Source organism: Paenibacillus gallinarum, assembly GCF_014836635.1.
Taxonomy (GTDB): domain Bacteria; phylum Bacillota; class Bacilli; order Paenibacillales; family Paenibacillaceae; genus Paenibacillus; species Paenibacillus gallinarum.
Map to the genome: position 1 here is coordinate 65542 of NZ_JACSQL010000011.1, position 23527 is coordinate 89068.

The following is a 23527-nucleotide window of genomic DNA, read 5'->3' on the forward strand; positions in this document are numbered from 1 at the left end:
TATGATAAGATCATAAGCGTTCTGTGTGAGACTCTTGTCGAACACAGTCTCCTGCTCTCCAAAGCAGACAAAAAAACGACCTACTCGATGATTCGGGTTAGGTCGTTTTTTCGTGTTTTATATTTTATTCATCTGTCGTCTATCGGAAATGACCCATCGTTCGGAGGATAAGAGGCGAAGTTTCTCCTTAAAAAGCAATGGACTTATTGGGGTATTATCTTGGATCTTCGTCTGGTTGTTTATGAACCATTGTCTATAAGTCCGATACAACAGTTCTAATGGTATCATGTCCCAATCGTATAATTCTTCGAAGTTCTTCCAGAAATTAGACATTGTGCACTCGTTTTGAATGTCTTGTGGCGGGATTGGGAGAATCATTTCAGGCGCGTGAATTCGAATGTATCGGGTGACGTTAGATGTATCGTGTTTTCTATGCGTTGGTGTAATAAGAAGCATAGCGTTATAGATGAATTGGGTGTCAGTCAGGTACTCGCCAATTCTTTTCGAAGTAGTTTCCCAAATACCTTCCTGCCCTTCAATGCGGATACCCAGAGCGTCTCTTTTTGCCGGTAGAGCCATCCGCTTGAAGGAAAATAGGTTCATGAGCGTCGCTCCGATTTCGTCAAAGGCAAGTTTTGTTGGTTTAGGTCCCCCACGTAATATGGGATCAAGATATTTACGATGTTCTATTTTTGCATCGAGCAGGGTTGGCCCCCATTGGCTTAAGAATGATGTCGTTAAAAGATCAGGCTTCGGGGTCTGCTCAAAACACTCACGCAGCCAGGCTGGTACCTCTGACGCAATTGGTGCTTCGATCATGATGGTATTCCTCCTCTGGATATATAACCGGTGTTTATGTATTAATTTATAAATTAGTTATTAATAGTATCGTTTAGTTGTCCTTAAAATGTTTGCTTTTCTTATCAATTATAACATGGAAATATTTATAAATTTATGTTATATGAATTCAATACCTCTGTATGTCCAGTTGATTTGGTATTAATTTAAGTTCTTTTATATATTATATATGATTTATTTATTTATTTAATTATAGTCCGTGGCTCAATATAAACATGAAGGATGCCGTTAATATATGAGTCGAGTTGAGAGTGAAATTAAGGTGGATTAGTTCACTCGTGAAACACATTTCTCTCATGCTATGTTCAGGTGGGTGAATTTTTGCGTTTCGAGGGGTATCCTGTGGGTTTGTGATCGTTTGGTTTAGTCTCATATAAAGGCTCCGATTAGATATGCTGATTTCAAGTTGTATGTTGGTTATTTCTTATGATAAAGGTAGGGAATATGAAACGGAAATTATATAAATACATAAACAAAAAGTATTCAATAATGTTGGTGACTCAGTGTTTTTGGTATGATATAATGAAGTTATGATCAAAGGAAATACTTGGAATTTAACTTTGGTTTATCCTTGAAAACTACATAGAAATGGGGGGGCTGCTGTGGCAAAAACAAGATTCAAAATTCCCACGACGTTAGACGCTACATACTTCGATATGGAGTTTAATCTGCAATCAAAAAGCGGTGTTGGCATCAATAGACCCGTGTCCGCCAAAATCATACTATCGGTGCTGCTTTCCGGGTTTGGCTGGTTTTATCTGGTTGCTCAAACATTCGTCGGTAAAGGTGGTTTCCCGGTAATCATGGGCTTCACGATTTGCTGGACGATTTTATCAGTTTTATTGATAAAAGCAGATAAGACAAACCGAATGGGTATTGAATTGATTTTTTCAATGCTTAATTACTTACCTAAAAGTGGTCGGTATGTTCCTGTCCGTATGAGCGATTCGGTTTATCGGTTTCAAGAGTTACTTAACATCAAGGATGTCGATCCGGAAGATGGGATGATTCATTATTTAGACGGACAGATTGGTCACGCTTATCACATTGTGGGTTCTGCCTCTGCCTTGATGTTTGATCAGGACAAGCAAAGAGTCCTTGATAAAGTGGACAGTTTTTACCGCAAACTCCCAGTTGGCGTCGAAGTGATTTATGACACCGTTAATGAAGGTCATATAGTCGATGAACAATTGGCAGCGGTAGCTGAGACCAAAGCGAATCTCAAGGTCAAATCAAAAGGGCTTAATGTTCTACTTGACGAGCAACGTGACATTTTGAAGTATGCGATCAATGACCAACAAGGTTTAACGTCGCTTCATCAGTATTTGATTGTTCGCGCACCGAGTGAAGCTGCCTTATCTGAGTTTGAGAACTTGCTAATCGGAGATGTGGAAAATGATGGGTTAATGTTCAGACTCGCGAAGACACTTAGTTACGAAGAAATGGAACGTTATTTGGGTTCAGTCATAAAAGTCCTAGATCAGTAAGAAATGGAATACCGGTTGGAAGGGGAAATAGCTTCTATGAGTGATGCACCAGCACGAGGATTAAGTAGTGTCATGAAAAAAAAGAAGAGGCAGGAAAAAGAACGAAGCAATAAAAAAGCAAATAAATCGATGATTCGTGATTTCCCATTTTTTAAGGCAATAAAACCGAAAACTAAATTTGTTTTTAAATCTGATTACTTCCAGATTGATAATTCCTATGCCACGATACTTACGATTCTGCACCAGAACGGTGCTGATGATGCTCTTAGCTATTTTTGGGGTATTCATCTCATTCCACGAAACCTTGGGAATGACGTTAGTGTTAGACGATATGAACACGTCGGTCGTATGAGTGAGTCATGGATTGCTCAGCATCAAGGAAGGGCTGAAGGACTCCTCAATAACCAAGCAGGAGAGACCAATAAAGGCGGATCATTCACATCGAAGCAGAAGCTCAGCAAACGACAGCAGCAGCTGGTTGAAGTTGCAACAGATCTGATGAATGGGTCAAGTTATCTACGGGTGGCGTTTCGTCTTATGGTCAAAGCTCCGTCGCTAGAAAAGCTTGATGAAGCGGTTAACAAAATCAATCGTCAGTATAAAGACCGGTTTGAGACGGTGTCTGCCGCGCCGTATACAGGGGAGCAAAAACGAGAATTATCGAACCTTTTTGGGAAAGTAGAAAACAAGATGGGTCGTAATTTTATGTTTACTTCAAGTGAGTTCGCCGGCAATTATAGTTTGGTTACGCGGGGAATTGAAGATCCGGAAGGCGAATACGTGGGGCAGATGGAAGGAGATGTGAACAATTCGGCGGTAATCCTGGATGTCGACAAATATGATTCACATGTGGTCATTGCCGGCAAGGGAGAAGCGCAGACACTTTCTGCTTGGAATTTTGGGGGACAGAAAGGCGTGGATGTGTGGGGAGCGAAGCTTGGCATGAGTGCTCTGGTTCGAAATCGGCGAGTTGTTCATTTAGTGTTGAACGGTGCAAAGGTCTCAGGGGTTGGAGTTAATCTTTCTGATATCACATCAAATGTTGACATGACACGAGGGGATATCAACCCCTTTGAACTGTTCGGACCAGTAGAAGATGAACTGAGTATATTTGCGGCACATCTTTTGAAAATTAATTTGATGGTTCAGATGCTACAAAAAATGCCGGAAGGACAAGAGGCTCGCATTAAAGGTGAATTAAATGATGTTTTAAACAAATTTTATGCAGATAAGCGGATGTGGGCTAAAAATGCGATGGAGAACCGAAACAAGCTCCGTTTGGTGGGCATTCCTCACCAAGAAGTTCCCAAGCTTCCTGAATTTTTGTCTTATCTGAATGCAGGTTATCAAGGCGAGGTATATGCCGATAAGTCTGATCCAGCTGTAAGAGATGCCTATGGATTTCTTAAGACTGCATTTCGTGACATGCTCGATACAAATGGTGATTTGTTCAATACTACGACTTCAGCAATTATCGACCGGGCTGCGGTTTCTAGTCGGGTGGTTTATGATTTCAGTTCCCTGTTGAAGCGAGGACGTGGAGTGATGATGGCGCAATTTGTAAATGCGCTTGGTTATGCAGTGGGGAATCTTTCTGTGGGCGACGTGGTGATTTTACATGGTGCCGATCACTTGGACGAAAATGTCAAAGAATACGTCAATGAACAATTCAGGCAACTCAATGATAATGGTGTACGGGTTGTATACATTTACGCTTCAATCGATCGAATGATCGAAGATCGTTCGTTCAATCAGTTTGATAGCGCTGATTATACCCTTCTTGGCGGCATGTCGAAATCTACGATCAATAACTATGAAGATACATTGAAAAATGAAGTCCCGAGTGATCTTAAAGTGTTGTTGGAACATAAAGAGAGATATCGGTATTACTTGCGCCGTGGGTTCGATAACATTGTGTTTGCAAACGATATTCAAATGGGATTTCAATAAACTTTTTTGTCTTTTGAATCAAAAAGCGCGTCCGAAAGTCCAGGGTGTGCTTGCTCCATATATAGAAGAAAAATAAGGGGGCAAGGAGATTGGGGTACATGCGATTGATATTTTCAAGGCGAACGGCCGGACGTGTAGTGCTTTTGGGCGTCATGAGTCTTTTGCTTGCTCTGTCCATTATCATTCCGGCAAGTAATGTGTTTGCCGCTAATGATGGAGTGTCCGATTTATCGCTGTATCAGAGAGCTAGTGAGTTAACGCGCGAATTCGGAACCGCACTTGCACCGGGTTCTCAAGTTAAGCACATGTATATGCTTGAAAGCAACGACACCACGGACCTTTTACCCGCCGGAAATGCGGGAGGTTTGCTCGGCTACGCTGAGATTCTATCAGACGATACGGGAATCAAAGGCTGGCTAATGAGCGCTTACACTGCGGCATCAGCTACAATTACCTACGATCAGTTGATGAATGTCGTTGATAACGGCGGGAATTCAATTTATCATGCAGGGTTGAATAATCCATTTTTTCAGTATGCAGGTTATGGTGACGTGTTGACAGAAATGGGTTTGATTACGACGGTTCGGCCAGGGTCCTCAATAGGTAGACTGTTGGCGTCGGGATTTATGCTACTAGTGTACCTACTTGCGAATGCAGCGCCGTTTTTGTTCCGCGGAGCACTCATGCTTTTGAGTGCATTGAATCCGTTTAAACTTTTCGAGACTGCTATTAATGGAACGGCGAGCGCAAATTTAGGGATTTTGTCAGGAGCTGCGGAATACGTCGGTTCAATTTACAAAACGGTACAAAATTTTTCGATCTACTTATTATTCCCTCTACTTTTGGTTTTGACTGTATTTAGCGTTCTGGTATTTAGCCAAAAAGGATCGGCGATGAAAAAGTTCGGTCGATATGGAGTTCGGGTATTTATGCTTTTTGCGGGTCTACCGCTGATCGGCGCCTGCTATACGGGTGTCGTCGAAGATCTGAACAATAAAGTAGCGGTTGGTTCTGAATATGCTGACTATCTAGTTTTGTCCTCATATGTGGATTTTGAAAATTGGGTGAAATATTCCCGTTTAGCACCACCAGAAGGAAGTAACATTCACAATCCTCGCTATGAGGAAGATGAGCGGAGAACGTTAAGTAACCGGAAACTCATTTTAGAAATTAACGGAACCCGAGCGGCGAATACAAGAGCCGAAGAGCTGAAAAATCGGTATTCGGGTACATCGAATATTAGTGAAATCTTTAATGAAGGTGGCGGTCGTACGGATGTGGATGTGCCTACATCGACAGTGCCAGGTATGCCCCCAGGCGCTCCGGGTTCGCCCGCAGCGGGTGAACTGAATCGGGGTTCGTTTTCAAAAGTGTATAGTATATTGAGCCGCCATATGAATAGCGCCCTTTATTCGGGTAGTGACTATGACGGTGAGGTCGCTGGTCAGATTCAAAAAATACGTGCGTTGAATCCATCAGAAACGAACGATCAGGAAATCGCACACATGTATTCTCTCTCTGCCAGTGACAGTCGAACGTGGAGTTCTAAACTGAATCCGTGGAGCGGTAATCCCGATTGGATGGAACCGATCCACTGGAACGGGGTAGATAACAACGTAGCTAACAGTGCGAAGGGATTATTCACGAAAGGTGGAGCTGTTTACCCTGTATTTCAGTTTGGTATTTACAGTTATAACATCTATAACGCGGGAAATTTACAATACAATGCCGACAAAGGATATTATGTTCCGGGTATGCCTTCAATAGTTACACAAAAAATAGCCCCGATCGGTAGTGACGGTGACGAGGCGAGTACGGTTGGCGGTCTTTCACCGATCGCGATGTACAATTTCTTGAATACTACGTTTTCAAATTCTGGACTGACCGTTTATTCACCTGTTAAATCGTCCAGTGACTTATCTCGTGACTCATATGCGGCAGTTGCATTTGGCGGTTCGGGTATGTCGTCGTTTACGCGATGGATAGAAAACGTAACAGTTATGCTTAGCCTAGCGATCCTTTCAATTATGTATGGTATCGCTATGATCAGTGTCGCAATCAGAAGCATTCCTCGTATTCTCTCTGGTGTGTTCGGAACAGCACTCGGTTCGATAGCCTTTATTACAAAGCTACTGATTTCTACTGCAGTGTTGATCGCTCAAATCATTGGAATGATCTTCTTTTACGCTCTGAGCGAAAACCTTATTATGACGATATTGCTCAATTTCAGTGATCTGATTGATGCTGGAGGAGAATACTTCGGCTCAGGATTGATTTTCGATTTTGTCGGTAGTTTTCTTACTATCGCGATTACGATTGCTACGACTCTCTTTATGATTAAAAACAAGACAGTCTTTAACGAATTGATGGAAGAAGTTGTATCTGGTGCGATTAATCGTATGATGGGTGCACTCGATACAGGAACCGGTGGCAGAGGTCTTGATGTGGGACAAATGTCGAAAGGTCGTATCGGTGGGGATGGACGACTTACACAGGATGCAAGAAATGCTGATAAGGCTGGCGGGCTGTTTGGAGCGGGCGGTATTCTGGGTACAGCTCATGGTATCGAGGCTAGACGAGAACAGCTCGGCGAAGAGATGAACAAGAAAGGCGGCTCAGTTCGCGATAAAATCAAGGCCCGCATGGGTACGGCGAAAGATCTTGCTAGCGCGAAAGGGAAGGACTTCGCGAAAGGCGTGGTGGGTATCGACGGACAGTCGTATGCTCGTGAATTGCAGGCCAAGGAAGCGGGGATCAACGCGCTTCCGTATAGTAAGCCTTTGCAGGATGAATTTGATGATGCTCGTAGCGGACTCGGTGGTATTGAATCACCGAATACCACAAAGAGCGGTCAAAAAACCGATGAAAACGGCGAGATTTTGCATAATGCTCAAGGGCATGCTCTCGACAGTGAAGGAAAGCAAATTAGCGCAATGTCTCCACTAGGCGAAATTGGCGCCAAAGCAATGGTAGCAAATGACGGTTCGCTTATGGATAGCGAAGGTAACACATATAGGGATGAAGCGGGCAACGCGTTCCATCAGAATGAACAAGGTCAACTTGTTGATCACAAAGGACAGTTCGTTGCTCTTGGTAATGACGGTGTATTAACTCCAATAGCGAACGTTCCAGGTGGAAACGGTAAACCGGTAGAAGCTGAAAAAGAAGCCAAAAAGCTAGATAATATGCGTTTTAATGCTGAGAAATTTGCGGCAATGAAAGATCAGCAGGATGCTACCCATTTCGGTATGGACAAAAATGGGAACGTCGTGGGTACGGAGGGCGAATTGCTGAAACATCGTACTGGGAACAGTGTGGCACCCGTTTCGCTTGACGAAAAAGGATTCGTTACAGATCAAAATGGTAATCGCGTAGATGCGGCAGCAATTGTGGGATCAGTAGACGGCCGAGGCTTTGAAGAAGTCATGGACCAAGATTCGGGACAGATGCACCTACGTCATAAAGGTGATGCCGCGATTAAATCTGCTACTTCGATGAATGGTGCTACTGCAGGAGTCGCTCAAAATCTGACGACACTTTCTAAGCAAGCGAATAGGGCTAATGAGATAGCTCAGCGAGCTAATGCCCGCGTGGAAGAGCTTAAATCGAATGGAGCTTCACCTTATGCCGTTATGCAAGCACAGCGTTTTTCCAATAAAGCAGGTAAAGATGCTAAAGCAGCACAAGGGGCATTTAATAAGGCGATGGAAAGCAGTGGCAGTATGTCACCTGCAGCCGCACAAGCGGCTACATTAGAACCTGTAGCACTTGTAACAAATGATCATGTGGCGAGCGCATCTCGTCATTTGAGTGAACAGCAAGCAGGGCTTCAAAAAGAAGTTAGTCAACTTAGTGTAAAACAAGCGCAAGGCGCTCCTACTAAGGAAATTGCACGTCAACAGCGTAGAATTGATGATCAGCGTCAAGTTGTTCAGAAAGCTATTGCGGCTGAGCAGGATATGAAAGCAGCTCAAGCGGTTGGCCGCTCGTATGGCGAAGTCAGCGGAGCAAGAAATCGAGTTGAGAAGGCTTCAAAATTCTTTATGAATGCTCAAGCGGCTCATGCTCAAGCTGTTGCTTCGAAAGCACCGCAAGAAGTGATTGCGAAACATGAAGAACGGGTTAACAAAGCATCGAAGTACTTGTCGGATTCGCAGCGTAATATGGATCGGGTTTCTCAGGCGCCAAGTGGTACGCCTCAACAGATCGATCAGGCGACTGCAATGTTTGAACAAGCTCAAGTGCAGTATAAAAAAGCGCAGAGTCAAGTGGAACAACTTGTCCAAAGTGGCGCTTCAGAGACCGACGTTAAGTGGGCTCAGCGTAAGCAAGCACTAGCGAAGCGTAAAGCTTCGCAAGCGTACGGGGAAAAGTTGAAAATGACGAGTCCTACAGGATGGAATAACGTGCAATCTCCAACTGTTCAGGACACGCCTAAAGTAACGCCAAACAAAAGCTTCACGGAGCTAGCGACAGCGGGAATCAATAATTATGGTGATTATAGCCGAGAAGTAACTAAGCAATCGGCAACGATTAGACAAGGTCAATCAAAGTTAAGACAAGCTCAGCAACGTCTGGCATCACTTCGTAGTGAGGATCGTTCTCCGCTCCAAATTTCTCATGCAGAGTCTGAGATACGTGGATTGCAGAATCAGATGAAGAGTGCTCAGGGTAAAATGGGGCATCTAATGAATCATGCACAAGGACTTTTAAAAACAGAAAACTTTCAGCCTATTGTAGCAAGTCGTCCGATTCGTAAGGATGGTTCATCTATCATTAATCAATTGGTTAATCTGAGTCATACTCAAGCTTTACACGATAGTCTTTCACACCAGGAAAAAGCGGGTACGATCACACAAGCTGGCCGTAAACAACTTGAAACCTTGGGAAATCGTCTTTCATTCATGCGTAAGGAATTGGTCGGCGCGGGTATTCGCGAGGATGCGTTACGTGATCAAGGAAGAATCGTGGAGAGTACCAAACAAATGCAGCAGTCATGGGAAGCATTTGTGCAAGGTAAAAGTATTGAGTGATTAGCCGTTAGTGAGTAATAGTTCTAATTAAGAAGACGGTGCAATTTGTTAACCTAAGTATGCAAGATGTTTACCAAATTGTATTGTCTTCCCAAAAGGGCTATGTTATAATAATTCCATTGTTAAATCATTGAGTGCTCAGTGATTTGTTCATAATTTTATACCCAATTCATTCACATTTAATTTATGAAAGAGGGGCAAAGTAGGCTCATGGGAGATTTTAAAGAGAACGTTTTTAAGGTGGATATTTTAACAGGTACAGGTGGCTCCTGGGATCTGGGGAGTTTTTTAGAAAACTCCTTCGATACGCTGGGAACGTGGGGCAGCAGGTTCGTCATGATTATCGGTATTATTTGCTTGGTTTTTGCAGTTTGGCAAATTGCAACAGGACTGTGGTCTCACGGGAAAAAGCAGACAAACTGGTTCATTTCTATTGTCTTGTTGCTCGTAGGCGGTGTGTTATCGGCATCAACAGGCTTTGAATTTGTTAAAACAATTGCTGGCGGTGGACGGAAAACGATCGAAGATTTGGGCGGCGGAGCAATTTTATTGTTTGAATATTCGAAGTTTTTCTTCTTTAAGTGAATTTCGATATTCGCGACCGGTATGAAAGAGAGCGGATTAACCGCTCTCTTTTTTTGATTGAAGTAGCAAATAAAAATCATTTTAAATTGTGGGAATTACGGTTATGCAAATGCATAGTTACATGATATATTAATTAAGAGTGTTTTCAATAACACTTTACACTCAGTGTTATTCAAGACATATTGGTTTAATATTTAAAGCTGAAAGGGGTGAAGGCGGTATGGGAAAAAGCCTTATGAAAGGACTAAAAAATCGTGATCCTGAAAATGACGAAGTAGATAATACAGAAAAAGATCCGATATTCGAACGTCTCATCAAATTACGTGATCGATTTAAATTGGGCCCTCATCATCGGATGGAACGTTTTACTATTACGCTGAGTGCAACGCTTGCATTTCTTCTATTGTTCTCCGGTTTATCGTTAGCACAAGATCGATCGAATACTGCGAAACAGGCCTCGTCTCAAGCGCGGTATACTGAAAGTTTTGCGTTCTCTTTGTCTGGTCAGAAAATGTATGTTGATGGGGTTTTTGGTGATCAGAATCATACGGATGTTATGGTTCTTCTGCGTTTACAAGATCCGAAGGGAATGTCGGTAGATGCAAGTAATTATCAATTTTTTATCACTGGATTAGAGAAGAGTATTGATTCGGGTCCAAAAACGTCGTTCGCCATGTTTGGTTCAACTGGGTATGCGGTACTCCGTTTCCAAAGTGATGAACCAATGTCGAAACAGATTCTAGACGTGACGATTCGAGCGAACGAACAACTTTCTAGTCAAGAGGGATCGGGAACGAGCGGAAATAAAAGCAACACGGATGGGTCGTTTGCAAAGTATGATCAGGGTCGATTCTATGTTAACCCTGGGGCGGATAATATCACAATATTGGACTGGCTGACACCTGGCGAAAAGAATCCTTCGAAGTTGTATACTGCGCTTGTAGCGGAATCCAAAGATGCTCAAATTCGGGAACAGCTTAAAGGACAAGTGAGCGAAATGGGGAACCTGTTGAATCGAGCAAAAGAGTACACAAACCGTTTGGTGGCAGCTGGATATGAAGCACCTAAAACGCCTTGGTTTGTACAAGGTGATTATATCGACGAAAATGGCGGATTGGTTGTAGCGAAGAATTTGACAGGGGCGCACCTTATTGATTATTCAACAAAAACGATCAGGGATGGTTACATCAAACAGGTGATGGGTAGTCTTTCTGAATTTGATGTATATATGAAAAAGAAGACAGAATCTACTAATATCGCAACCGATGACAGAAACGCGTCTCGTAAAGAGCGGGTTGAACAAGTTGAAACCCTGAAAAATGAAGATGGATCGACACTTGATCTACGCTTGGTATCGACGGGCAGCAGCCCATCTGCTCAGGTGGCAGCAAAAGATTCGACGGAGTCGCTTCAGCAAACATGGAGTTCCTATCTTTCCATTAAACAAAAGGTTCAAAGGGATTTGATGCGTAGTTTATTGGTGCTTGATGCGGATGTTCTAACGCAAGAACTTGGTTTTTCAGAGCAACAGAATGATAAAAGTGTAACGTATTACTAAGCGTAGCTTTTAATCAAATTCATGTGAAATGTGTGACCATAGAGTCTGTTGAGTGAAAAAGATTTCACAGCTCAGCAGGCTTTTATTTTTAACTAATATAAAGTGACTAACTGACTAAAGGTTAAATCCCGATAACAAATCGGGGGCAGAGAGAGGAGTCATGCACATGGGTATGAACGGGGGAGCAGGAGGATCGAAACCGCCAGGGGGGAACGGTACTAGCAACAACTCGGGTAGAGCAGCTCCGAAGCGGCCACAAAGCAAAGCAACGGAAAGTACAAGCGCCCCCCTTGAGGCACCAAAAGGTGGTGGTGATGTTAAATCAAAACTTTCGAGTGGTGTTCGAAGCGGATCGCCCTCTAGCGGTATAAATAAATTAAAAGATTCGGATCTGCCACAGTCACCAGATAATTCGAAATCAAAAACAGTCACAGGTTCGAAAAACGAATTGAAGGAACCATCAGGTGCTGTGAATGCGGCGAATAAAAGAGAGAGCCCTGATAGAACGTCAGCAAAATCGGCAAATGGAGATCCTGATACTGGAACTCCGGGTAAACGAGGAGAGAACCATGGCGCTAGGGGGCCTAGTCATTTCAATAATGGGGGAGCAACTAGCGTCAATAATGCTAACTTAGGCCGAGAGAAAAAAGATGACCTAACAGGTAGTAATGAGGTAGAGCAGTCTAACAGAGATTCTAAAGAGAAAGACCTGGCTGCTTCTAAAAACACCGAAACTGGATCTGGTAAAAAAGATGGATTAATGGATAAAGCAAAAGGTATGACTTCTAATGCTACTGGTGTCGATTATAGTGACAAGAGCATGAAGGATCAGCTCGAACACCAAGCAGCGGATGTAGCGATGGATTCTACGCCGGGACTGGCACAAGCGAACAGCGCGCGAAAAAAATTAAAAGAGTTCAACAAACAAAAAAAAGACGCTGGCGGCGGAGACGACGGCATCACGAATAAAGTAGAGGACACGGCGGACAAAGCCGTGGATAAAGGGATCAAAGCAACGAAGATCCTTGCAGCTTCAGCGGCGGGTACCAACGCGGCTGGCCAAGCTCTGATGGGCCTCATGATGATGAAAATGTTAATGATGCTCAAAGGGGTTGCTGTGGCGGCCATTAGTAAGGTAGCAGGCGTCATTGGAACGGTTTTTAATGCAGTTAGTTCTTTTTTTTCAGGGGTTCTTGGCGTAGGTACTGCGATTGGTAATGCGATCACAGCGGGAGTGGTAGCCGTTTCAATTACCGTAACGAGTGCACTTGGTTACGGAGTCATAGAAGAAATGAACTTGAAGGATGATTCAATAGGAAATTGCGTCCCGGAGAGAACAACCGTAAGAGCGGGCTCGCAGGATTATTTACTGGATGGAGAATTGGAAATCGTTCGTGAGGCAAATGCTGTTAAGGTTTGGTCAGTATATGAGCGGCTTGGTGGTTCAAAAGAACAGACAGCAGCGGTGCTTGGAAACTTACAGCATGAAAGCGCCCTCGACCCAACAGGTGTCGAAACGATTTATAATGAGCCGTTTCAGATTGGTCCGCGTAAACAGACCGCTATGAGTGCGGGCTTCCTGGTAAGCAAGATCGACGCGAAATATGCTGCGAAATATCCGGCAATAAAATATGTTGGAATCGGAATTGCTCAGTGGACAAATGGGCGAAATACTTTATTGGTCAAATATGCACAGTCACGCGATGCGAATTGGTATGATTTTGATACACAGATTAAGTTTATGCTTGAAGGCGATGATACTCTTCGACAAAAACAATTGATCGACTTCCTTCATACTCCGCCAAGCAACGTACAGAAAGAGACAGAGCGTTTTATGAATACATGGATTGGCTTGAGTTCTCCAAATAAATCGCTATCGCAGCGACTTAAGAATTCTACTAATTTCATGTTTGTGCTAGAGCGGGCTACGGCGGATACAGCGTATGCCGATAGCATTCTGAGCGATGTAAACATAGGAAGAGCTGAAGGCAATAGTGCAGTAGCGGCTTATTACCAGGACGATGGCTGTGGCAATGCGATAAAGTCTCATTACGGAAATCAATCGATTGACGGTACAGGAGAGGTTCCAGCTGACTTGGTTTTGGTTCCATGGTCACGAGAAACGTTACCTGCATCTCTTCGAACTTATGCAAAGAATCCGGAAGATGCAGGGCTTGCGTGGGGGAATGCGACAGGATGGGCAAATGGGATCATAGCGGACCAATGCGCCGCGCTTGCGCACAGTTACTTTATGCGCCTGTATCCGGACTGGAACCAGGGAGGAAAGGCGACAGAGCGACCGTATGGTGACGGGAAGGACGTTGCGGATGGATGGGCTAAGCATTACGATCAAACGGTATCAGCTATACCAGCCTCTGGCGCTGTATTCAGTGATACAACAACAAGTCGATATGGACACACAGGTATCGTCCAACACGTATTTGCCAACGGAGACATTCTCGTTAATGAACAGAACATTCGGGGTGTTAGTGGGCGAAATGCACCAGGTCTTAGTTATTCGTGGAGCTGGCGTGTGATTAAGAAAGATCGATATGAGAAAGCTCATTGGAAATTCTTCAAACCTGCAAATGCAGTACCACAATGGACCGAGCTTGATGTTTACTAAAAGATTGATAAAACGCTGATCATACAGTATAATTGGAATAATATTCATGCCATACCTTCTTTTTTTATCATATCGTATGATATGAAATATGCGTTTGATAAACAAAATCTTCGTACTATATAACTTACATACTATACAAACATAAATTACGAATATTTTGCATATAGAGTGTGCAAATAGTGTGAATAAAAATGAATATATTATAGAGAGGGGTTTGAAATATGCAGAGTCGAACTGTTAGCGGTTTGAAAGCATATGGGATACCAATCGTTTTGGGCTTGTTTGCTTTAATCTTGGTTTTTTTAATCTTGCAACAGAACAAAAAAATCGAAGCGTTAGAATCCGACATTGCAGGAACTCAAGAGTTGTTACAGGGTGCGCAGGCGACAAAGGAAAAGGTGGATCAGCCTTTCGATTCAAAAGAACATGAAGAGATTCTTCAATCACGAACGGTTTCCGCGAAGAAGATCGGAGCAGAAATAATTGCAGTGGAAGATGTGCTCACTTCATTTTATAAATCAAACGAGCCCTTGCCCGATGATCAAGACGAGTATGACAAAATAGTTAAAGACCTTGAAAAAGCGAAAGCTGAAAATACTCGTTTAACAAATGCAACTGAGGGCGATCACATTCAAACATGGAAGTTGAATCCTGAATGGACACTCAAGCTTGAATCGATCGTTACATACCAGGATACCGACAACGTTCCTGTTTTGTTTAGTATGACGACAAAAAGCGGGAAATCGGCAGGTCTAATTTATGCCGTATATGATGTGGTCAACTATAAACTGACCAATATTAGTCGGCACTATACGACGGATGGTTTAGATGATGAAGTCGATGTGGGGGGTGCATAAGGATGGGGACAAAGCGTAAATTTCTCTTGCTTATATCGGCAGCAACTTTGCTGTTGGTGCTGTCGGGGATCACATATATAAAAAATCATAATGAGATCAAAAAGCTTGATACTGAATATGCGGCATTAAATAGTCAACTTAATCAAACAGAGCAGAATATTGCTACAAAGCAAGCTGAGGAAACGGAACAAAAAACACAGACAGTTAAAAAAGTAACAGGTCTTGATCCTGGACTTATTCAATCGGATTCGACGGAAGCCGAGAAATACTTTGTGGCTGCATTTAGTTGGAGCAACGGGGCTGAATATGAAGGGGTTCGAAATCAGTATATTGAATCATTGGGTGAAGATAATTCATTCACGAAAACGTATCTCCCACCTGATACTAAAATCGAAACGAACGATGGTATGTTGTCCTATATTGACTTTAAAAATTTACGAACTACGATGGATAGCATTTATGTCGTACCGATTACAGCCGAGGGTAACCGTGTACGTTATGTTGCTTTTGTGCAATATATCATGCATAAAGATGGAACAGATTTAGAGAATACAGATGCACTGGAACGAAGTGAAGCGATTATTGAATTTACGGCAGCCGGTGAATCTGCTGATGGAGAGCGGCGGATCACAGAGGTTAGTGCGAGAGCCGGTTATAGTGCTGGTTTGCTCGACAATTAAAAACAGGCACGGAAAAAGGAGACTGTACTTCGATGAAAAATAATAAAGCTGTATCTCAGACTGAACGTAGGTTTAATCTTGTTCCATCTCAAGCAGAACTGCAGGACGGTGGATTGCCTGCAGGCGAATCAAGCATGAGTAAAGCTTCCCTGTTTATGACCCGAGTTTTTGGAATTTTCACGCTCGGATTGAGCGTTTCGCTTTTTGTACAACTTGTTCCGTTTGTATTTCTCTTTGTTGCAGGATATATAGGTATTCCAGCCGACAAGTCTTTAAACAATATGAACTCGATGGTTTGGATTCTTACATGTGTCACGATCATGCTCGTTATTGTATATGGTTTTATCGCTTGGATGAAGTTTGTATGGCGCCGCTTGATTAGCCAACCGAAGTCGATTTTCTTATTTATAAAACGCCGAAAGAAGGAAGCCGAGTAATCGGCTCTTTTTTTGTTTCCGCTCCGTGGCTGCGTGAAGCGAAGGGCAGGAACGTACTACCTCTTAGCAGTCTTACTGCTTAGGGGTTGTAGTTATCGCGCTGAGTAGCGGACAGCGGCGCAATAGAGGCCCTTAGTCGGCGTAGTGGGTCGACTTAGAACCTCTAGCGTGAGCCCCAATAGATCATTATCTATGTTATATTTCTTAGTTCGATTGTTTAACAAATGTGTTTAATTGTTCTGATAAACGCCTTGCTGCTCAGCATTATTAGCGTATAATTAACGTATAAGATAAGTAAAAAACGCAAAATAAAGGAGCGAATCTACTCATGGCAAGATTTAAAAAAGGTCAGAGTTTTAAGAATCAGCGAGTTCACGTCGTAGGTGCGTTTGATCAAACTGGGAGAGGCATGAGTGGAAAAAATGTATCATTCAGTATTTCAAATGACACTCGCGATGGGGATGACATATTTACGGACCCGATGTTGGTATACGATTCATATGTAGATAAAAACGGGAAGCAACAAAACTCGTTCACGGCAGAGTATTCGGCAAAACAGTGGGAAGCCATTGAAGCCGCAGCGAATAAAGATGGTGATGACCTGGTTATTGAAGCGGATCTCTTTATGAGCAAAAGTGGACCGGGTCTTCTTGTGAACACGAACACGTTAAAAACACCAGAAATTCCATTTGACCGAGAAAAGCATAAGGCCAATACGTTAGCTGCACGAGAGATAAAGAAAGAAACAAAGGCTGAACAAGAGTCACAGAAGCAGGGTGAAGAGGAGCTTTCGGTCTAGGAGGACAATCTTTGAATCTACATAAGACACGGACGTTTTTTGTTCAGTGTCTTTTTTTATGGATTATAAGGCCTTAATATTTCTCGAAATTAATCCGAAATCGTTGAGTGCATAGTTTTTTACATGTGATTTGTCTTGTTAATTTGATAAATTCCATGATATAATGAAGCCTAGAACTAACCCGAGTCAAATACCATCGGCGAGCAGCCGAAAGAGAAGGGACGAAAGTAAAAATGGAAGTTTTCTCGTATAATCGAGCGAGTAATGAAGGAGTACGCATACGCCGGCTCCTAGATGTTCAATACAACGAAAGCCAGCTTGATGTAGATGGGAAGACAAAAACGTTTGGATTGTATGAGGTTCCTGCAGTGATGCACAGCAGAGTGAATAAAGTGAAGTTTCTATTTGAAAGTAATTTATCGGGGTTCAAACGACCTCAAGTTCACGTCGAAGCAGATGTGGAACTGGCATGGGGAGATTTCGCTGACCACATTTCGGCTTTGAACTTTAAGCATGAAAAACAAGAACTCCCCCTTACGTACATACAACCGCTAGAAGATGAAACACTTAAAGTACTGATTGACGCTGGGTTATATAGAGATGGCCGTTTCGAACAGTTGATGGGCAAGCTCATGGCAGGAGAGACGTTTGATGCCGAAGGAAATATGCATCTCGCGTATCTGGACATAGCAGAAGGCATGGGTTCAGGAAGAAAGGCTCCATTAGTACTGGTTGATCCAGTGAATATTGTCCATGACAAGCATGATTCATCGGAACGTACAAATTTAGCAGAACTTGTTAGATTGGCCGCAAATAATGCGATTGAACTACAAAGAGAAGGCGTTAAAACTGAAGATTTAGTTAACTCAGAACCAGAAGAAATAAAGGAAGTAGTAATTCAGAACACGATTCAAGACGTTATTGTGACCCGCAATGAACAGCGTATTATTGATGATGTTGATTCGATTAAAACAACATCAAGTCTGTTGGATGAAGAAATCGATGTGACTGAACAAATTAAAAGCACATTGGGATTGGGACGTATAAGCGAGGATGATCGTATTCGTGATTTGAAAGAGCGCGATCGTTATGAAAAAATGCAAAAGCAGCAACAGGAAGCAGCTGCGATAAGTCAGAAAACCATAAATGATGTTAAAACATTGGAAGCAGAGCAACCACTTGATCCGAACCTATTTGTGGGAGGCATCGGTTCAAAACGGCGGTCGTCGGAGGAGAACGAAGATCGTTTTAAAGATGATGAAGGTCCAAGTCTATAAGGACATTGCTCCTAATAAAACGAAAGCGATAAGGGGTTAACCTTATCGCTTTTTTGCGGGAAAGGAGATCCACGATGGGAATGAAGCAAGACATCGTGATCAAAAGTGAATATACAAACAACGCACGTAGTAGCTCTGGAAAAGGATCGAGAGGTTCGTCGCCTGGACAATATGTAATGCGTTATATGGCGCGTGAGGATGCTACAGAAGTGCTTGCACCCGTTCGGATGTCACAAGCATCCGGAACTGAGAATTTCGAAGCATATGACAGCGCGACATTTACTAGGTATATGGCTCGCGATCAAGCAACAGAGCGTCTCATATCTAAAGATGATGAAGATTTACAAAATGAGAATGACTTTGGTTCTCCGCTAGTTTTGAAACATAAATTTCGTAAGATTGATAAGATGTCTGGCCGAGCGTTCGGGAAAGGCGGAATTAGCTTAACGCATGAAGAGTTAGAAAGTTCCTCCCAGAACATTCAAAATGCATTTGATGAAGGGCATTCGGTTCAAAAAATCGTTTTGAGTTTTACTGAGGATTACTTGAGAGAAACAGGCGTACTAGATCCTAAATTTAAGCATAAAGGGAGAGGTTCGTATAAAGGACATATTGACCAACTTAAGTTGAGACATGCCGTTATGAAAGGTGTTGAACGGATGACGAAGGTTGGCCGATTTATTGATCCGGAGTGGGTCGGTACGATTCAGCTCGATACAAGTCATGTACACGTTCATATCGCCTTGGCAGATACAAAATTCTCGAAATCGCGGATGAAAAACGACGGAGCGGATCGTGGGAAAATAAACGAACGTGAGAAAAAGATGCTTCGTAAAGGTATTCATTTCAGTTTAGAAGACATGAGTCAGTTAAAATCGTTTCACGGGCAAGCATCAGTTGAACGGCGTAACGTTGTTGCTTTTGTTAAGGATTATGCTTATGCGACACTTCATGAGAACGCTGCTATTCAGCTTTTAGTCGCAGGGTTGCCGAAAAATAAGAAAGAATGGAGATATGGAACGAATCGAAAATCAATGAGGCATTCCAACGCTCTTGCTGTGCAGATTGTAGAGAAAGCATTTGCAACAGAACCGGAAAAAAGCGGGTATAACAAAGCAATGAAGGCTGTATTAGATTATGCGGATGAATCCAGTGTGAAAAATAAGTTGAATGATCGCTCGAAAAAGCGGCTTATCAAAGAAGGCCTAGAGAGGATTATAAAGAGGTCCGTCAATGGGCTATATAAGATGCTCAAACGGATCGATCCAGCAGAATTTACGACCCGGACGACGATGACCGATATTCAGTCAAGTTCAGATGAGAAGCTAGCACAGGCACTTAAACAATCGAATCAATCAGGGGCGTTTGATCCGGCAGCATTTGCGCTTCGAGTCCGAGGCTACAATAAAAGACAAGACTTGCATACAGAAAGTGTAGGTACGTACTATACGCTTGCCATGGAGTATGATACGGCCAAAGAAAACGGACTTGTTGATGAGACTGCTCACGTTATGCGACTCTTTTACGAAGAAGAATTGGAATATCATATGGGGGTTGCCGATAAATATCGTACCTTCCTTTCCTTTCATCATAACAAGGATGTGGAAAGTGTTCAGCATATGACTCCGAGATACGAAGTGCTGGTGAGTCGCTATCAAGAGATTGCAAAAAGGGAAAAGGAGACGCTTAGCGTTGATCGGCAGAGACGAAATGAGTATGCACGTGATTTGAGGGCATACACTTTTGACTGTTTTCAGCAAGGAATAGGATCGCTGAAGGAATGGCGGGCAATTACAAATTATGATCGGGAAGCGGGAACCGTTGAAACTCTGTTTGTTTTGCCAGTTCGCCCAAAAACGAGAGCTGAAAATTTAAGTCCAATTCACTTTGATGCAGTTAAAGCATGGGATGTTCATCATCTTGGACTCGATTATTACAATAAGCCTGATGCTCGGATCGACACCAAGAACACATTATCGTTCGCTGGAGTTTTTAAAGCACGTAAACAGCGTGCTGAAGCGGCTGAAATTTACGTGAAAGAGACGGGGCAGGAGCTACAAGCTCTTAGTACGGCAAAACGTGATATTGACGATATGGAACAGGTTGTCCAAAAAGCGGTGGATGAAGGTTTAATTCAAACAGTGATGCTTTCGGATCTAAGCTCGGAGGATGAACGTCAGCTCTATACATTACCACTCGATCGATCAATCAACGTGGCACGACAGGTGCGACAAAGCCTTGAGCAAGTTGAAATGATGGAACAGGAGGAGGAAGAAGAATTAGAGTGATCAAACCACTGGATTTGTTTTAAAAAATTAGAAGAAACAGGATACGACATTCTATATTTATGGTATAATAAAATCTAGATAATATTGAGCACTGAGCGTTTTGTTTGAAATTTGCCGTTATAGATATCATCAATTATTAGAGAGGGTGACGCATGATGAAAGAATTGGAGATGCTGACTGCCACGCAGCGGTTAACTCAGTATTTTTCGAGAGAATTTGATAGGTTGAACGATGGGATTAAGCATCAAAACAATCAAGCGATACAAATGGAAAGATCGATTCGTATTTCGGAGGTTAACGTGTTGTCAGATACGTTGAATGAGCTTTTCGGAGCACTTACAAGTAATCCGGGAATGAAGTTGTTTCCAACCTATAGTAATAAAACAGATTGGGTACAGGAAAATGTACAGCAAAATCAATTAATGAATAAGTCGGAAGATATGATTACGTTGTCACCTGCACAGCAGAGAGCCGATCAAATTCTACAAGAGTATACGAAAACTACACCGCGTGATATAGCTCACCATTTACCGGAGTATGATCGCCCATTTGAAGTGCTTCCAGGTTCAGTACAAACTGAAACGTTAAGTGTTTCGGAATTTAGCGAGAACAATGATCTAATACATACGACAGAGGGTATTCCGCTTGAAGGCAATGAGATAAAAAGTGGTGAACACAAAGAAACACGGCAAGGAACGGATATTAATCTTGATGAATATTTGACTATAAGAACCAGTTCACTTGTTCCAGGATTGATTGAGACAGATATTCGCAAGTTGCGAACTGACTATGTAGAAAACGAACAGGCTGTCGTTGTGGAATAGACTGATGTTTTTTTCAACATTTGCCGATGAAACGTATACGGCCACATTGCTTAGACATATTGTTTGTCTTGCCGTGTGGTCCTTCTTATGGACCGTTACTGATTTATCCGCTGTGAAATAACAATGCGGGTTCCTATAAAGATGAGTCACAGAAATAAAGGAGAGATCTCTATGTCTATGATTCTCGAATCGCCAGAATTACAAAAGGTGTTCAGAAAAGAAGAGGGCTTTGATGAAGAGAAATACCCATTCCTTTCAAAATACGCAACGTTTATGAAGTCCCCCAGTCGTCCGGTTCTTGGCCGAGAACGTGAAATGCGGCGGCTTCTAGCGTCACTTAATCGCGCGGAGTTATCTAATGCTTTTTTACTGGGGGATGCAGGATCGGGTAAAACGATGCTTGTACAAGGGACCCTTGCGCGGGATGCTGATCGAATTTATGTAGAAGTGGATCTCGCAAAGATGGCAGCGAGTGATAACGGTGAGGACGGAGCTACACAAATGGCATCTCGGGTCAAAGGATTGTTTGATGATGCTGAAAAATTCAAGAGTGAAGTAGGTCATCTTTCTCGTGACCAATCCTCAGAGCTCGTTTTGTTTATGGATGAATTTCATCTGCTTGTGCAGCTCTCCCCTGCTGCAGCTCAAGCGATTAAACCAGCACTTGCCGAAAGTGGACGTCGCGGAATTAAGGTGATTGCGGCTACGACTTTTGCTGAGTTTCATGAGTATATTGAAAAAGACCAAGCTCTCATGCAGCGCTTGCAACGTATCAATATTCGCGAACCTAATAAAGAAACGGTTATTGCTATCTTACAGTCGATCGCAAAAACGCATAAGGTGGCGGATTCGATATATGATGATCATTTATATGATTTGATTTATGAACTAAGCAATCGGTATGTGCCGGCAGATTCACAGCCTCGTAAAAGTATTCTGATGCTCGATAGTATGATTGGTTGGATGCGTACGTATCCGGGCGAATACAAGATGGATAAGAATCTTCTAGGCGACGTGATTTATGATAGTACGGGTGTACAGGTTACATTCCAAGTGAATGGCCGAACAATTGAAAATCAGCTTAATGAGCGGGTTTTTTCCCAAAAATTTGCGATGAAGACGTTGGAAAACCGATTGCAAATTGCAGTGGCTGACTTGCACGATAAAACGCGTCCCATTTCAAGTTTTTTGTTTACGGGTCCCACAGGTGTCGGTAAAACAGAAACGGCTAAAGCTCTTTCAGCACTTCTATTTGGTGATGACCGTGCGATGATTCGTTTCGATATGTCTGAATATGCCATGGAATCTTCCCTTAATTATTTCCGTGAGGAGCTTACAGATCGCGTCTGGAATCGGTCGCATTGCATTGTCCTTTTGGATGAAATTGAAAAAGCTCACCGATCTATTACACGATTGCTGCTTCAAATTTTGGATGATGGTAGACTTTCAAATTCACAAGGGCGTGAAGTTAGTTTTCTCAATACGTATATTATCTTAACTACGAACGCAGGTAATGAAGTTTATGAAGACATTGCTCATTACTCTGGTAGTGATGATGGTTCTGATGGAATGGAGAAATATTGGAAAGTCATTCGTCAATCTTTGATGAATAACTCCTCGTTTGCACCGGAAATTATCAATCGGATGAATGCCATTATTCCTTTTCAACCTCTTTCATCACAGACTTACGAACATATTCTTATTAAAAAGCTTGAATACCTACAATCTGCTGTTTATCAAACACATGGTGTAGAACTTTTAATTGAAGATAAAGTTGTTATTTATTTGGTTCATGATCTTTTTGACATAGATACAAATTCCGGGGGGGCAAGAGGATTAGTTTCCTTGATGGAAACACATGTTGTTGCGCCGCTTTCTCGTTATATCAATAATCATCCAGATACCAAACATATGGGTGTGTATGTCAAAGGAAAAATGGCATATGAGAATAAAGAGATGTTGAAATCGTCAGCGAGTATCGAAATAGGGTCTATCGACAAAAAGAAAATGAGACGAATGTAAATTAGATTTTTAGATTTTAGAATATGACCTTAGATAATAATGATTCTTGGTTCAAACGACCCATAAAATAAATAGTGTGTCGTTACATACTACTTTTAAATTCATTTAAAAACGTTGAGTGGACAGTAATATTCGTGTTGTATCGGTATGTTTTTTATGTTAATATAAATTTAGGCAATATGTCGTATGTTTTGTTAGAAATGAGGGGGAATGAGTAAGGGGTTTCGAGATTAATCGTAAGGATCA

Annotated in this window: 15 protein-coding genes; 14 read left to right on the forward strand and 1 reads right to left on the reverse strand. The window is 42.5% G+C overall.

The features are described 5' to 3' along the window. Positions 1–117 precede the first annotated feature (117 nt). Positions 118–819 carry a hypothetical protein gene (locus H9647_RS19820; RefSeq protein ID WP_191803265.1) on the reverse strand — a complete coding sequence of 234 codons (702 nt, stop codon included), beginning with the start codon at positions 817–819 and terminating at the stop codon, positions 118–120. A gap of 641 nt (positions 820–1460) precedes the next feature. Here H9647_RS19820 and H9647_RS19825 point away from each other — a divergent pair. From H9647_RS19825 to H9647_RS19890, 14 genes are all read left to right on the forward strand, one after another. Further along, on the forward strand, positions 1461–2345 hold the full coding sequence (locus H9647_RS19825) for a hypothetical protein (RefSeq protein ID WP_191803267.1): 885 nt from the start codon (positions 1461–1463) through the stop codon (positions 2343–2345). Between the two features lie 36 nt (positions 2346–2381). After that, a complete protein-coding gene (locus H9647_RS19830) occupies positions 2382–4295 on the forward strand; it encodes a type 2 periplasmic-binding domain-containing protein (protein ID WP_191803269.1) in 1914 nt (637 codons plus the stop codon). A gap of 98 nt (positions 4296–4393) precedes the next feature. Then, positions 4394–9328 (forward strand): hypothetical protein, encoded by a 4935-nt coding sequence (locus H9647_RS19835; RefSeq protein WP_191803271.1) that lies wholly within the window; start codon positions 4394–4396, stop codon positions 9326–9328. A gap of 210 nt (positions 9329–9538) precedes the next feature. Continuing rightward, positions 9539–9913 carry a hypothetical protein gene (locus tag H9647_RS19840; protein WP_191803272.1) on the forward strand — a complete coding sequence of 125 codons (375 nt, stop codon included), beginning with the start codon at positions 9539–9541 and terminating at the stop codon, positions 9911–9913. Between the two features lie 235 nt (positions 9914–10148). After that, positions 10149–11471 (forward strand): hypothetical protein, encoded by a 1323-nt coding sequence (locus H9647_RS19845; RefSeq protein ID WP_191803275.1) that lies wholly within the window; start codon positions 10149–10151, stop codon positions 11469–11471. Between the two features lie 166 nt (positions 11472–11637). Continuing rightward, positions 11638–14097 carry a phage tail tip lysozyme gene (locus H9647_RS19850; protein WP_191803277.1) on the forward strand — a complete coding sequence of 820 codons (2460 nt, stop codon included), beginning with the start codon at positions 11638–11640 and terminating at the stop codon, positions 14095–14097. Between the two features lie 221 nt (positions 14098–14318). Then, positions 14319–14954: a hypothetical protein gene (locus H9647_RS19855; protein WP_191803279.1), complete on the forward strand. Its 636-nt coding sequence runs from the start codon at positions 14319–14321 to the stop codon at positions 14952–14954. A gap of 2 nt (positions 14955–14956) precedes the next feature. After that, complete coding sequence (locus tag H9647_RS19860; RefSeq protein ID WP_191803281.1) at positions 14957–15634, forward strand: hypothetical protein; 678 nt, start codon at positions 14957–14959, stop codon at positions 15632–15634. A gap of 32 nt (positions 15635–15666) precedes the next feature. Further along, positions 15667–16071: a hypothetical protein gene (locus H9647_RS19865; protein ID WP_191803283.1), complete on the forward strand. Its 405-nt coding sequence runs from the start codon at positions 15667–15669 to the stop codon at positions 16069–16071. Between the two features lie 328 nt (positions 16072–16399). After that, positions 16400–16870: a hypothetical protein gene (locus H9647_RS19870; RefSeq protein WP_191803285.1), complete on the forward strand. Its 471-nt coding sequence runs from the start codon at positions 16400–16402 to the stop codon at positions 16868–16870. Between the two features lie 233 nt (positions 16871–17103). Continuing rightward, positions 17104–18147, forward strand: coding sequence for a hypothetical protein (locus H9647_RS19875; RefSeq protein WP_191803287.1), 1044 nt, complete (start codon positions 17104–17106; stop codon positions 18145–18147). A gap of 74 nt (positions 18148–18221) precedes the next feature. Then, the gene (gene mobL / locus H9647_RS19880; RefSeq protein WP_191803289.1) at positions 18222–20435 is read left to right on the forward strand and encodes a relaxase MobL; all 2214 of its coding nucleotides are present in this window, start codon (positions 18222–18224) and stop codon (positions 20433–20435) included. Between the two features lie 152 nt (positions 20436–20587). Then, positions 20588–21259, forward strand: coding sequence for a hypothetical protein (locus H9647_RS19885; RefSeq protein WP_191803291.1), 672 nt, complete (start codon positions 20588–20590; stop codon positions 21257–21259). A gap of 171 nt (positions 21260–21430) precedes the next feature. Next, positions 21431–23281: an AAA family ATPase gene (locus tag H9647_RS19890; protein ID WP_225229432.1), complete on the forward strand. Its 1851-nt coding sequence runs from the start codon at positions 21431–21433 to the stop codon at positions 23279–23281. Positions 23282–23527: the final 246 nt, after the last annotated feature.